This is a genomic window from Paeniglutamicibacter psychrophenolicus (assembly GCF_017876575.1).
Lineage (GTDB): Bacteria > Actinomycetota > Actinomycetes > Actinomycetales > Micrococcaceae > Paeniglutamicibacter > Paeniglutamicibacter psychrophenolicus.
On the sequence record NZ_JAGIOE010000001.1, the window covers coordinates 492,791 to 505,816 of the forward strand.

10 protein-coding genes and 1 rRNA gene are annotated in these 13,026 nt (G+C 63.2%); 4 read left to right on the forward strand and 7 right to left on the reverse strand.

From position 1 onward, the window contains the following. The first annotated feature begins 10 nt into the window (after positions 1 to 10). Genes JOF46_RS02110 through JOF46_RS02120 form a run of 3 tightly spaced genes read left to right on the forward strand, consistent with a single transcriptional unit; the run spans position 11 to position 3,538 of the window. Entirely contained in the window at positions 11 to 1,924 is a 1,914-nt protein-coding gene (locus JOF46_RS02110) for a flavin-containing monooxygenase (protein ID WP_209905815.1), read from the forward strand. 52 nt (positions 1,925 to 1,976) lie between these two features. Next, positions 1,977 to 2,843 (forward strand): alpha/beta fold hydrolase, encoded by an 867-nt coding sequence (locus JOF46_RS02115; protein WP_209905816.1) that lies wholly within the window; start codon positions 1,977 to 1,979, stop codon positions 2,841 to 2,843. Continuing rightward, a complete protein-coding gene (locus tag JOF46_RS02120) occupies positions 2,840 to 3,538 on the forward strand; it encodes an SDR family NAD(P)-dependent oxidoreductase (RefSeq protein WP_209905817.1) in 699 nt (232 codons plus the stop codon). The genes JOF46_RS02115 and JOF46_RS02120 overlap by 4 nt, the downstream gene beginning before the upstream one ends. A 105-nt stretch (positions 3,539 to 3,643) precedes the next feature. On the opposite strand, the gene JOF46_RS02125 is transcribed toward JOF46_RS02120, so the two are convergent. The 5 genes from JOF46_RS02125 to lysS form a co-directional block, all read right to left on the reverse strand. Next, positions 3,644 to 4,150: an amino-acid N-acetyltransferase gene (locus tag JOF46_RS02125; protein ID WP_209905818.1), complete on the reverse strand. Its 507-nt coding sequence runs from the start codon at positions 4,148 to 4,150 to the stop codon at positions 3,644 to 3,646. A 141-nt stretch (positions 4,151 to 4,291) separates the two neighbouring features. Next, positions 4,292 to 6,805, reverse strand: coding sequence for an ATP-dependent Clp protease ATP-binding subunit (locus tag JOF46_RS02130; protein WP_113762907.1), 2,514 nt, complete (start codon positions 6,803 to 6,805; stop codon positions 4,292 to 4,294). A gap of 228 nt (positions 6,806 to 7,033) precedes the next feature. Further along, entirely contained in the window at positions 7,034 to 7,354 is a 321-nt protein-coding gene (locus JOF46_RS02135) for a histone-like nucleoid-structuring protein Lsr2 (RefSeq protein ID WP_071214548.1), read from the reverse strand. A 120-nt stretch (positions 7,355 to 7,474) separates the two neighbouring features. Continuing rightward, positions 7,475 to 7,651: a hypothetical protein gene (locus JOF46_RS02140; RefSeq protein ID WP_209905819.1), complete on the reverse strand. Its 177-nt coding sequence runs from the start codon at positions 7,649 to 7,651 to the stop codon at positions 7,475 to 7,477. Between the two features lies 1 nt (position 7,652). Beyond that, positions 7,653 to 9,236 carry a lysine--tRNA ligase gene (lysS, locus tag JOF46_RS02145; protein WP_425355074.1) on the reverse strand — a complete coding sequence of 528 codons (1,584 nt, stop codon included), beginning with the start codon at positions 9,234 to 9,236 and terminating at the stop codon, positions 7,653 to 7,655. Positions 9,237 to 9,270: 34 nt separating this feature from the next. On the opposite strand from lysS, the gene JOF46_RS02150 reads away from it, so the two are divergent. Next, positions 9,271 to 10,143, forward strand: a complete 873-nt coding sequence (locus JOF46_RS02150; protein ID WP_209905820.1) for an alpha/beta fold hydrolase — start codon at positions 9,271 to 9,273, stop codon at positions 10,141 to 10,143. A 66-nt stretch (positions 10,144 to 10,209) separates the two neighbouring features. On the opposite strand, the gene JOF46_RS02155 is transcribed toward JOF46_RS02150, so the two are convergent. Together JOF46_RS02155 and rrf are read right to left on the reverse strand one after the other, a co-directional pair. Then, entirely contained in the window at positions 10,210 to 12,213 is a 2,004-nt protein-coding gene (locus JOF46_RS02155) for a M13 family metallopeptidase (RefSeq protein WP_209905821.1), read from the reverse strand. A gap of 546 nt (positions 12,214 to 12,759) precedes the next feature. After that, positions 12,760 to 12,876, reverse strand: a 5S ribosomal RNA gene (gene rrf / locus JOF46_RS02160). Positions 12,877 to 13,026 lie beyond the last annotated feature (150 nt).

Genomic DNA, 13,026 nt, shown 5'->3' on the forward strand with positions numbered 1-13,026 from the left:
CGGAGAAGAAATGAACAAGACACTGGATCGCGCCACGACGAAGGTCAGCGAAGAAGAACTCGCCGCCCACCTGGAATCCGCCCAGGTCCCCGCGCTGATCATGCTGACCGCCCACGTCACCGGCGACACCAGCGTGCTGCGCGACGACTGGCGCCCGAACCTCCGGGCCCTGCCCAGCAGCGGCCTGGACGCCGAGACCGAGGCCACGGCACGCAAGCGCTGCTTCGAGCTGCTGGCACCGCACCTGGCGACCCAGACCACCTGGGCCTCCGAGCCCAGCGAGGAACTCCGCCTGGCCATGAGCACCTGGCTGATGGGCGCGCCCGTCGAGGACGCGCTGGCCATGTCCGAGGTCTCGTTCATTCCCAACAACACCGACCCGCGCCAGCCCGAGTGGAAGCTCGCGGACATCGCCCCGGACACCGCACTGAACGCCGTGGTCATCGGCGCCGGCTTCTCCGGGCTGCTCGCCGGCCTGCGCCTGAAGCAGGCGGGCGTCCCGTTCAAGATCATCGAGAAGAGCCGCGACGTCGGCGGCACCTGGTGGGAAAACACCTACCCGGATTGCCGCACCGACGTGCGCAGCCACATCTACACCTACTCCTTCACCCAGCACGACTGGGAGACGCACTTCGGGCGCCAGGACAAGATCCACGAGTACCTTCACAACTTCGCGAAGGACAATGGCCTGCTGGAGCACATGGTCTACGGCACCGAGGTCACCGCGACCCGATGGAACGAGGAGACCAGCACCTGGTCCCTGGAAACCAAGACCGCCGAAGGAGTCGGGGAAACCTTCGAGTCCAGCATCGTGGTCAGCGCCGTGGGCCAGCTCAACCGCCCCTCGATCCCGAACCTGGAAGGCCTTGACACCTTCAAGGGCCCCATCGTGCACTCCGCGCGCTGGGACCACGAGTTGGACTTCACCGACAAGAAGGTCGTCGTCGTCGGCACCGGCGCCAGCGCCCTGCAGTTCGCCCCGGCCGTCGCCAAGGTCGCCGAACAGGTCACCATCTTCCAGCGCAGCGCCCCGTGGCTGCGTTCCACCCCGGTGCTCCGCCAGGAGATCGAGACCGGCGAGCGCTGGCTGCTGAACAACCTGAACCAGTACCGCGCGTACTACCGCTTCTCGATCTTCCTGCCGCGCGTTGTGGGCAACCTCGCGGCCGCCACTGTCGATCAGGACTTCGGGCCGACCGAGGTCTCGGTCTCCGCGGCCAACGAGGCGCTGCGCCTGGACCTGACCTCCTACCTGCTCGACCAGGCCGGTGACGACGAGGTGCTGGCCAAGCAGATCATCCCGAACTACCCGCCGGCCGCCAAGCGCATCATCTGCGACGACGGCACCTGGGTCAAGACCCTCAAGCGCGAGAACGTCCGCCTGGTTTCCCAGGGCGTGAGCCGCGTCGACGAGACCGGCGTGTGGTTGGGCGACGAGCACATCGATGCCGACATCATCCTGCTGGGCACCGGCTTCAAGGCCGCTGACTTCCTGCTTCCGATGTCCGTGGCGGGCATCGGCGGCAAGGACCTGCACGAGACCTGGGGCATCGACGCCAGCGCCTACCTGGGTTCCACGCTTCCGGGCTTCCCGAACTTCTTCTGCATGTACGGGCCGAACACCAACACCGTCATCCACGGCAACCTGGTCTTCTTCCTGGAATGCCAGGCCGTCTACATGCTTGATGCGATCAAGACCCTGGCGGAGGGCGGCTACAAGTCGCTGAACCTGCGCGACGACGTGTTCTTCGAATACGACAAGGAAATCGTTTCCGAAAGCGCCAAGCGCACCTGGGGCTGGTCCAAGACCCACTCCTGGTACATGAACGCAGAGGGCCGCTCGACCATCATGTGGCCGCTGCCGGCACGGAACTACTTCGAGCGCACCACCCACGTGCGCCCCGAGGAATACCAGCTGGGCTAATCCGCCCCCCCCGCAAACATCCAACATCCGATCCACAACACCGGAGGCTGAATTGCTCACCGAGACAACTACGATCACCGAGACGACCGCTGTCGTCGCCAACCTTGAAACCCGCTACCTCTCCGGCGGCCCGGCCACCGGCGCCCCCGTCGTCGTCTTCCTGCACGACGGTGCCTGGGGCGGCGCCGCTGACGTGACCTGGGGCGGCATCCTGCCGCTGGCCGCCGAAAACTTCCGCGTGATCGCACCGGACCTGCTCGGCTACGGCGGATCCGCCAAGTCGATCCGCCTGGACGTTTCGCCCTTCGCGTTCCGCCTGACCCACCTGTTCTCGCTGCTGGACCAGCTGGGAATCACCGAGCCGGTCCACCTGGTCGGCAACTCCTTCGGCGGCTCGCTGACCCTGCGTGCGCTGACCAACCCGGCGTTGCGCGAGCGCATCGCCTCGGTGAGCACCATTGCCGGCACCGGCGGTGCCTGGCGCGGGGCCGACCTGGCCAAGATCGGCGACTTCGACGGCACCCCCGAGCGCCTCGAGGAAATCGTCGGCTTCCTGTGCGAACCGTTCGAGGACAAGGACGCCCAGCTCGAGGCCCGCATGCGCTGGGCCGTCGCACCGGGGCACTTCGCTTCGATGAAGGCACCGCACACCGCTCCGCCCGAGGCCATGAAGGTTGAGCGTCCGGCGGATCCGTACCCGGGCAACCTGACCGGGGTCACCACCCCTGCGCTGCTGATCGAGGGCAAGAACGACACCTTGTTCGAAAGCGGCTGGAGCACCAAGCTGCAGGAGTTCCTGCCGCAGGCCAAGGCCGTGGTCATGGATTCCAAGCACAGCCCGAACATCAGCCAGCCCGCTGCAACCTGGGCCGTCATCAACGAGTTCCTCACCGACATCACCAAGGGCGGCAACGCATGAGCGCACCGGCACTGGTAATCTCCGGCGGTTCCTCGGGAATCGGCGAGGGCCTGGTCAATGACCTGCGCAATGACTGGGATGTCACCTCGGTGTCCCGCTCGCTGCCCAAGAACCCGCTGGACGGGGTCAACTACGTGGCAGGGGATGTCGCAGGCGACGCCGCGGAGAATGTCCGCGCAGCCTTGAAGGAGCAGGGACGGACCTCCATCCACTCCTTGATCCACTGCGCAGGCGTTGGCCTCTTCGGCAAGTTCCTGGACACCCCCAAGGCCGACTGGGAACGCGCGCTGATGCTGAACCTGCACGGCACGCTGAACTTCCTTCAGGGAACCGCTGACCTGGTTCAGGACGGCGGACGCATCGTGCTGTATTCCTCGGGCACCGTGTTCAAGGCCCCGGGCGGCGCTGCAGCCTACGCAGCCTCCAAGGCCGGCATCATCGGCTTTGCCCGCAGCTTCGCCATGGAAATGGGCGAACGCAACATCACGGTCAACGTGATTGCACCGGGCCTGGTCATGACCCCGTTGGCAGCCAAGCTCGCCGGCGGCGAGGACGCGAACATCGCCACCCGCGCCATCAAGCGCGCCTCGATTGTGGAGGACTACGTGGGGCCGACCCGCTTCTTCCTCTCCGAGGGTGCCGGGTTTGTCACCGGCCAGACGCTGGTCGTCGACGGCGGCTCGATCCGCCGCTGACCTCTTGGTTCCAGTCGAACAGGACTCCGCGTTCCCCTCGGGGGACGTGGAGTCCCGGCGTTTAATGGCTGCGCAGGCGAACGGGCCTCCGGCCCGGCCCGGCGCCTAGAAGTGGGTGATCATCCTGGTGTTGCCGAGCGTATTGGGCTTGACCCGGGCCAGGTCCAGGAACTCGGCCACGCCCTCATCGGTGGAACGCAAAAGCTCGGAATAGACTTCCGGGTCGACGGCGGACTGCTCGGCCATCACTGAGAACCCGTTGCGCAGGAAGAAGTCGACCTCGAAGGTCAGGCAGAAGACCCGTGAGACACCCAGCTCACGCGCCTCCAGAAGCAGCTTTTGCAGCAAGCGGTGCCCGACGCCGTGTCCGCGCCAGTCGGTATTCGTGGCCAGGGTGCGGACCTCGGCGATGTCTTCCCACATCACGTGCAGCCCGCCGCAGCCGATGACGTTGCCGTCCGAATCCTCGGCGACGAAGAATTCCTGCAGGTTCTCGTAGTAGGCGACCGCTTCCTTTTCCAGCAGCACGCGGTCCTCCGCCAGCGGCCGGACCAGGTCTCGGATGCTTCTCACATCGCTGGTCTTCGCACGCCTGATGGTAAAGGATTTCATCTTTGTATCCTATGCCCGGCACCGGTACCCGACGTGAATTGTGTAGCGGCGGCCCCGAACCGTTCCCGGCGCACGCAAAACGCCCCTGGGGTGGCTTTCCTTGCGGATGCCACCCCAGGGGCGCAGTTGCGTGCTTCGGGCTTAGCCCTCGATGGCGACCGGTGCCGGCTCGCCCTCGATCTGCGGGGTTCCGCCTTCGCCGTGGAAGGTGAACGTCGCTTCGTCGCCCTCGCCGTCGACATCGACCTTGATGTGCTGTCCGGAGACCAGCTCGCCAAAGAGGATCTTCTCCGAAAGCTGGTCCTCGATGTCGCGCTGCATGGTCCGGCGCAGCGGGCGGGCGCCCATGGCCGGATCGTAGCCGCGGGTCGCCAGCAGGACGCGTGCGGCCTGGGACAGCTCAATGGTCATGTTCCGGTCCACCAGGCGCTTGCGCAGGCGTCCGAGGAACAGGTCCACGATCTCCACGATCTCGTCCTGGGTCAGCTGCGGGAAGACCACAACGTCGTCGACACGGTTCAGGAACTCGGGACGGAAGTGCTGGCGCAGCTCTTCCTGGACCTTGGCCTGCATGCGGTTGTATCCGGTCTTGGTATCGCTGGACGACTGGAAGCCGGTCATGACGCCCTTGGAGATGTCGCGGGTGCCAAGGTTGGTGGTCATGATGATGATCGTGTTCTTGAAGTCCACGACGCGTCCCTGGGAGTCGGTCAGACGGCCGTCTTCCAGGATCTGCAGCAACGAGTTGAACAGGTCGGCGTGGGCCTTTTCGACCTCGTCGAAGAGCACCACGGAGAACGGACGGCGACGGACCTTCTCGGTCAGCTGTCCGCCTTCCTCGTAGCCGACGTAGCCCGGAGGTGCACCGAAGAGACGCGAGACCGTGTGCTTCTCCGAGTACTCGGACATGTCCAGGGTGATCAGCGCGTCTTCCTCACCGAAGAGGAATTCCGCCAGGGCCTTGGCCAGTTCGGTCTTGCCGACGCCGGTGGGGCCGGCGAAGATGAACGAGCCGCCGGGGCGGTTCGGGTCCTTCAGTCCGGCACGGGTGCGGCGGATGGCCTGCGAGATCGCCTTGATTGCCTCGTTCTGGCCGATGACCCGCTTGTGCAGCTCATCTTCCATGTTCAGCAGTCGCGTGGATTCTTCCTCGGTCAGCTTGATGACCGGGATGCCGGTCGAGTTGGCCAGGACCTCGGCGATCAGATCGGCATCGACCTCGGCGATCTCGTCGAGCTCGCCGTTCTTCCAGGCCTTTTCCTTCTCCGCGCGTGCTTCCTGGAGCTTGCCTTCCTTGTCGCGCAGCGACGCGGCACCCTCGAAGTCCTGCGCGTCGATGGCGGCTTCCTTCTCCAGGCGGACCGTGGAGATTTCCTCGTCCATGGCCTTGAGAGCCGGAGGCGCGGTCATGCGGCGGATGCGCAGGCGCGCACCGGCCTCATCGATCAGGTCGATGGCCTTGTCCGGCAGGAACCGGTCGGAAATGTAGCGGTGCGCCAGTTCGGCGGCGGCCACGAGCGCCCCATCGGTGATGGAAACGCGGTGGTGTGCCTCGTAGCGGTCGCGCAGCCCACGCAGGATCTGCGTGGTGTGCTCCACCGACGGTTCCTTGACCTGGATCGGCTGGAAGCGGCGCTCGAGGGCCGCGTCCTTCTCGATGTGCTTGCGGTACTCGTCAAGCGTGGTCGCGCCGATGGTCTGCAGCTCGCCTCGTGCCAGCATTGGCTTGAGGATCGAGGCCGCGTCGATGGCGCCTTCGGCGGCGCCGGCACCGACCAGCGTGTGGATCTCGTCAATGAAGAGGATGATGTCGCCGCGCGTGCGGATTTCCTTGAGGACCTTCTTCAGGCGTTCCTCGAAGTCACCGCGGTAGCGGGAACCGGCAACCAAGGAACCGAGGTCAAGGGTGTAGAGCTGCTTGTCCTTGATGGTTTCCGGGACGTCTCCGCGCACGATCGCCTGGGCAAGCCCTTCGACGACCGCGGTCTTTCCGACGCCGGGCTCGCCGATGAGCACAGGGTTGTTCTTGGTTCGTCGCGAGAGGACCTGCATGACGCGTTCCATCTCGAACTCGCGCCCGATGACCGGGTCGAGCTTGCCTTCGCGGGCGGCGGCGGTGAGGTTGCGTCCGAACTGGTCCAGCACAGCCGAACCTGCCGGCGTGCCTTCGGTTTGGCCGCCGGAGCTGACTCCTGCACCTGCGGTTTCCTTGCCGCCCTGGTAACCGGAGAGCAGCTGGATGACCTGCTGGCGCACCCGGGACAGGTCGGCGCCGAGCTTCACCAGGACCTGGGCGGCAACGCCCTCGCCCTCGCGAATCAGGCCGAGCAGGATGTGCTCGGTGCCGATGTAGTTGTGGCCCAGCTGCAGCGCCTCGCGCAGCGAGAGCTCGAGCACCTTCTTGGCACGGGGGGTGAAGGGAATATGACCGGACGGAGCCTGCTGGCCCTGTCCGATGATCTCTTGGACCTGCTCACGCACGGCGCCGAGAGAGATGTTCAGCGACTCAAGGGCCTTGGCCGCTACTCCCTCGCCCTCATGGATGAGGCCGAGCAATACGTGCTCGGTTCCGATGTAGTTGTGGTTGAGCATGCGCGCCTCTTCTTGGGCAAGCACGACAACGCGACGGGCACGGTCGGTAAATCTCTCAAACATGCGGCACACTCCTAGCTAACACGTATTTCGATGCTACGCATCAAATTCGGGCAAGTGTTGCATGTTCGCCCAAGGGATAACATTGTTCACCCTCGGCGTTCAACTTTGGATTAAACAACGTCGAGGGACCGGTTCCATTTCACTGGAGCCGATCCCTCGACGCTTATTCGCATTCCCCACAGCGGCCGGGGGCGCTGGGCCCGCCGGAAGTATCAGGTGCCGAAAGTGCTACTTGGACTTCGAGCGCGACTTCTTCGCCTGGGCTGCGTGGTAGGCAGCGATTACATCGGCCTGCAGACGGCCGCGTGCGTTGACCTTGACGTTGTTCTCCTTGGCCCAGGCGCGGATGGCCGGAGCTTCCTTCGGGGTGAACTGCTTCGAGGTGCGGGCAACCTTGATGTAAGGCTTAAAGGCTTCACGGAAAGCTTCTGCATTTTCCTCATTGAGGTCAATTTCATAGTGCTGTCCGCCGATGCCGAATACGATGGATTCTACTGCCTCGGAACCGTCGATATCATCAATCAATGCTATTTGGACCTGACGTGCCATTACCGTCTCCTTGCTGGGGTGGGAATTCGCATGAACCAATTAACGGTATTGGCCCACGCTCGCACTCATATCATAAACACAAGTAAGCGTCATTCAGCAAGTGGAAATACAGATAACGGGCTAATTATCAGCTTTCGGGCTTTTGTTGTCCTTGGCCTGTGCCGCCAATTTAATTTGTTCCTCGACTTCGGCTTCCGCTGCGCGCTCCGTGCGATCCACGTTGGATACAGCACGAATGGCAAACCAAAAGACGAGCGCAACAACAATGGTCGGGACAAGCGCCTCGATATACGGCATTTTAGGCCTCCGGCTTGAGCAACGGAAAGAGAATGGTTTCGCGGATCCCGGTGTCAACAAACAGCATGACGAGGCGGTCGATGCCCAGCCCGATACCGCCCATTGGCGGAGCGCCATATTCCAGCGCACGCAGGAAGTCTTCGTCCAGCTGCATGGCCTCGTCGTCGCCATCCGCTGCCATGCGGGACTGCTCGGTCAACCGCTCGCGCTGGATCACTGGGTCGATCAGCTCCGAGAACGCGGTGCCGCGCTCCATGCCGCCAATGATCAGGTCCCAGGCCTCGATGACGCCTGGCTTGCTGCGGTGCGGGCGGGCCAGCGGCTGGGCAGCCGGCGGGTAATCGTAAACGAAGGTCGGGTTGATGAGAGTTGGTTCAACGATTTCACCAAACAATTCAATGACAAGCTTTTCAGCATCCCATTTTGGATCGACTTTCACTTCATGCTTCTGGGCAATTTCGCGCAGTGTTTCCGCGGAGGTCTCGGGGGTGATTTCCTGGCCCACGCCATTTGAAAGCCCTGGGTACACACCAAGCCATGCCCATTCGCCGTCCAAGTCGATGGTTCCCTTGGGGGTCTCGAGCTGGCGGCCGGCGCCCACGGCGTCTGCCGCATTGAGGATGATTTCCTGGATGCGCTCGGCCATCACGAACTGGTCGGCGTATGCTTCGTAGCATTCGAGCATCGTGAATTCCGGGGAGTGCGTGGAGTCCACACCTTCGTTGCGGAAGATCCGACCCATTTCGAAAACGCGGTCGATTCCGCCAACGACGGCGCGCTTGAGGTACAGCTCGAGGGCAATGCGCAGGGTCATTTGCTGGTCAAAGGCATTCAAATGGGTCTCGAACGGGCGCGCGGAAGCGCCGCCGTGGACCAGCTGAAGCATTGGGGTCTCAACCTCGACATAGCCGCGGGAGTGCATGGTGTCGCGCACCGAGCGCGTGATTGCCGCACGCTTGTAGACCATTTCACGGGCTTCGTCACGCACGATCAAATCCGCATATCGTTGGCGAACGCGGGTCTCTTCGTTGAGCTCGGCGTGCAGGACAGGCAGGGGACGCAGGGCCTTGGATGCCATCTTCCAGTCGGTGGCCATGACCGAAAGCTCGCCACGGCGCGAGGCAATGACCTCACCAGTGATCAGCACATGGTCGCCCAGGTCCACCAGCGACTTCCAATCCGCCAGCTTTTCCTCGCCGATGTTGGCAAGCGAGAGCATGGCCTGGAGCCGGGTGCCGCGGCCCTCGGGCCCGCCTTCCTGCAAGGTGGCGAAGCACAGCTTGCCGGTATTGCGCATGAACACGATGCGTCCGACGATGCCAACGGTCACGCCCGTTGCGGTATCTGGTGCCAGCTCGGGGAATTGCTCCCGGATTTCATGAAGCGAGTGAGTGCGCGCGACGCCCACTGGATAAGCTTCGTCTCCGCGGGCCAACAAAGCGGCACGCTTATCCATGCGCACCTGGCGCTGGTCGTTGGTCTCGGCGGGGTTGGCTACTGGGGCAGTTTTTTCGGCAGTCACAATAGCCAATTCTAGTCCGAATAATCTGAGCGCGGGCTGAGAGGTGTTCAGCAACACCCCCATGCCATTTTCCCGTGCAGAATAGGATGGAGGAATCATGGAAGAAAACATTCTGCGAACCTCCGATGGTGGCTCACTTGCCCTGTATTCATATGGCAATCCGCAAGCTCCCGGGCACCGCCGCATCCTTGTTGTCGGCGGAGCGTTCTTGACCGCATTGATCTATCGCCCGTTTGCCGCTGCCCTCGGAGCCAGGTTGGGTGAAGACTGGACGGTGGACGTATATGACCGCCGCGGGCGCGGCAATTCAACCGAGCAGCCTGCGGACTACTCCATGGACACCGAGATCGCCGACGTGGCACTCATGCTCGAACACACCGGGGCGCAAAACCTCTTTGGGCACTCCCTGGGCGGCGCCGTGGTGCTCAATGCAGTGCGCAGCTTCCTGGACCCCGCAGCGAAGGGCAGCGGCCCGGTGCCGGCGCGTCTGGCGGTCTACGACCCGGCCATCAATCTTGATGCATCCATCGACACGACGTGGCTGAATGCTTGCTCGGACGATGTTGCGGCGGGGAGAAACAGTCGAGCGTTGGCACGGATGCAACGTGGCATGAAGTTTTCGCCCACGCTGGGGAAGGTTCCTCAACCAATCCTTGCTGCGCTACTTGCAGGGACCTCCCGAACCAAGGCCGGAAAGCTGGTCCGCACAATGCTGCCCAGCGGGGTGGGCGAGCTGAAGGCCGCCCTCGAGGAATCGCAACCCGCGAGCGGATTCTCGATCCTCCCGCAAAACACGCGTTTCATGGCAGGAGCCAAAAGTGCGGAGTACTTCCGCTCGACTGCACGGAAGCTACATGAGGTGGTCCCGGGATCCACCTACCTCGAGACCCCAAAGGGCATGCACGGATCCGTTCCGGCCGCGTTCACGTCGTTGCTCGACGACATCGGCGACTACTTCACTGGTCCGTAGCCGCCTGACCCAAGAAGGCTGCCGCCGCCCATCCCCGACGGGAACGGACGGCGGCTGCCCTGGCGGTCACCAGATCTTGACGCGATCTTCCGGATCCAGCCACATGCCGTCTCCCGGCTTGGTGCCGAAGGCCTCGTGGAAAGCATCCATGTTCTTGGGTACCTGGTTGCACCGGAACTCGCCAGGAGAGTGCGGGTCCGTGGTGATGCGGGTGATCATGGTCTCCGGACGTGACAGCGTGCGCCAGCATTCGGCCCACGAGTAGAAGAAGCGCTGGTCCCCGTTCAGCCCGTCTATGACCTCGTCGGCATCCATCCCGCGGGCCGCCAGGTCCAGCTTGTAGGCCGTGTAGGCGATGCCTAGACCGCCCAGGTCGCCGATGTTCTCCCCGAGCGTGAGCTTGCCGTTGACGTGGTGCTCCGGGGCTTCCGGGGGCACCAACGCATCGTACTGGTCAACAAGCTTGCCGGTGAGCTTTTCGAAGGCTTCCCGGTCCTCGTCGGTCCACCAGTTCTTCAATTCGCCGGTGCCGTCGAACTGGGAGCCCTGGTCGTCGAAGCCGTGCCCGATTTCGTGCCCGATGACCGCTCCGATGGCCCCGTAGTTGGATGCGGCGTCACGGTCGGCGTCAAAGAACGGTGAGCGCAGGATGGCAGCAGGGAATGCAATCTCGTTCAGCAGCGGGTGGTAGTACGCGTTCACCGTCTGCGGGTACATGAACCACAGTTCTCGATCCACGCCATCATCGATCTTTTTCAGTTCGCGCAGGAACTCGAATTCGTTGGCCGCGGCGATATTGGAAATGACGTTGTCGTCCACCGTCGAAATGCCGGAGTAGTCGATCCACTCGTTCGGGTAGCCGATCTTCGGGCGGAACATCGACAGCTTTTCCAGTGCTTTGTCCCTGGTTTCCGGGCCCATCCAGGAAAGCTCGCCGATGGACTGGCGGTAGGCGTCAATGAGGTTGGCCACCAGCGCGTCCATCTCGTCCTTGCTGCGCTGCGGGAAATGCTCAGCAACGTAGAGCTGGCCGATGTCCTCGCCGACAGCCCCTTCGGTGAATGCCACCCCGCGCTTCCAGCGATCACGCAGTTCCTGAACACCGGCGAGCTTCGCGGAGTAGAAGGAGAAATTTTCATTCACGAATGCGCTGGAGAGGTACGGTGCGTTTGAACGGATCAATTGCACGGCCAGCCAGTGCTGCCAGGAGGCGAGCGGTTCGCTGCCAAGGACCTGCTCAAGGCCCTTGAGATAGCTTGGCTGCCACACGTCGACCTCGGCGAAGTACTTTTCCTCGATTCCTGCACCTGCGAGCCAGCCGGCCAAGGACGGGATGTGCTCCAACAGCTCTGTGGCTGTCATGAGGTTGTAGCGCGCCTGGGCGTCGCGGCATTTGACCCGGTCCCAGTGGTGGGAGGCCAACGCGGATTCCAGCGTGACAACGTCCTGCGCCGCCGTCCCGGTGTCGGTAAGCTCGCCCAAGGCCAGCAGCCGGCCCAGGTGCTCCTGGTACTCGCCAAGGAGCTCCGCGAATTGCTCTTCTCGGTAGTAGGACTCGTCCGGCAGCCCCAGGCCGCCTTGGATCAGGGTCAGCAGGTTGCGTTCCGGGGATCCTGCATCCGAACTGGCCCCGGCCTGGATGAACCCGGAAACACCCCGGCGGAAAAATGATCCGCTCAGCACGAGAAGTTCTGCGATGGTGGTGGTGCCGTAGATGGCGGCCAGGTCGGCGCGGATCGGTTCGACTCCGCTCGCCTCGATGCGCTCTTCGTCCATGAAGCTGGCGTATAGGTTGGCGATGCGTTCCTTGCGCCCATCGACGGAGCCGTCGGCCGCTTGGCGGTTTTCCGCGGCTGCCTCGATGATGGCCCGGACCGCGGCCTCCGAGTCGTCTCGCAGCGCCATGAAGGAGCCGTAGCTACCTTGGTCGGCCGGGATCTGCGCACTAGAGAGCCAGGCGCCGTTGGCGTGGCGATACAAGTCGTCCTGTGGCCTGACGCTCTCGTCGCGATGGTTCTCGCTGAGTTTCGGATCCCCGGCGTTGGTTGCAAGTGACGAATCGGTGCTCATTGTGGTCCTATTCCATTCATCCATACGCATGCAGTTGCCGCCGCCGCGAATCTGCCACCTCACGAGCCAGTTGCTGGCGCTGGATCCACTGAGGCAAAGACACGGGCTGCGACGCGAAGCGTGTTCTACGTCTCAAGGATTCACTTTACGCGTCTGAAACAAGAATTTGACATAATTTTGCGTGGTTATTCCGCTGGTGAAACAGGCCGCGGGATGAGCTTATGCGGAACCGTCAATGGCGCCCATTCAATTCACCGAGCACTCTGGGGAAATTTTCTCAAGGAGCAATTGGGGCCAAGCGCTGCTCCCGGGCCAATGGTCCTGGCTTCACTCATTGGGGGACAGCTGCACGGTGGACGTTAGCAGTTATCCACAGAAGCTGTGCATAACTTTTCGTCGGGTGGCCCGGTGCCTATCGTTGCGCGTGGTGCCGGCCGCCGGGGCGGGTGGTTAACGGGGTGCGGCCCCCGGCGGGTGCCGGGGGCCGCAACGGGCGTTAAGCATCGGAACCCCCGGGCCAGGGGCCTGGGGGTTCCGGGACAAGTTGTCCGGCGGTGACCTACTCTCCCACACCCTCCCGAGTGCAGTACCATCGGCGCGGTGGGTCTTAGCTTCCGGGTTCGGTATGGGACCGGGCGTTTCCCCCACGCTATGACCGCCGTAACCTTCTCAACCGCATCCCCGGCTCCGGTGAAGGGCAGGGGTGGGTAAAATTGGGGTACGACCACAATAGTGGTTGTTGTTGTTGTGGTTCCGCGAAAACAAGGGGTTGTTGTTTCGGGACCGCATAGTGGACGCAGCGTATCTTGCCAC

What these genes read in the sequence shown, in the direction of transcription:
- JOF46_RS02140 (WP_209905819.1), bottom strand. Translation starts at nt 7,651, where the DNA reads ATGCCGTATATCGAGGCGCTTGTCCCGACCATTGTTGTTGCGCTCGTC.
- JOF46_RS02120 (WP_209905817.1), top strand. Translation starts at nt 2,840, where the DNA reads ATGAGCGCACCGGCACTGGTAATCTCCGGCGGTTCCTCGGGAATCGGC.
- JOF46_RS02130 (WP_113762907.1), bottom strand. Translation starts at nt 6,805, where the DNA reads ATGTTTGAGAGATTTACCGACCGTGCCCGTCGCGTTGTCGTGCTTGCC.
- JOF46_RS02155 (WP_209905821.1), bottom strand. Translation starts at nt 12,213, where the DNA reads ATGAGCACCGATTCGTCACTTGCAACCAACGCCGGGGATCCGAAACTC.
- JOF46_RS02125 (WP_209905818.1), bottom strand. Translation starts at nt 4,150, where the DNA reads ATGAAATCCTTTACCATCAGGCGTGCGAAGACCAGCGATGTGAGAAGC.
- lysS (WP_425355074.1), bottom strand. Translation starts at nt 9,236, where the DNA reads ATGGGGGTGTTGCTGAACACCTCTCAGCCCGCGCTCAGATTATTCGGA.
- JOF46_RS02110 (WP_209905815.1), top strand. Translation starts at nt 11, where the DNA reads ATGAACAAGACACTGGATCGCGCCACGACGAAGGTCAGCGAAGAAGAA.
- JOF46_RS02150 (WP_209905820.1), top strand. Translation starts at nt 9,271, where the DNA reads ATGGAAGAAAACATTCTGCGAACCTCCGATGGTGGCTCACTTGCCCTG.
- JOF46_RS02135 (WP_071214548.1), bottom strand. Translation starts at nt 7,354, where the DNA reads ATGGCACGTCAGGTCCAAATAGCATTGATTGATGATATCGACGGTTCC.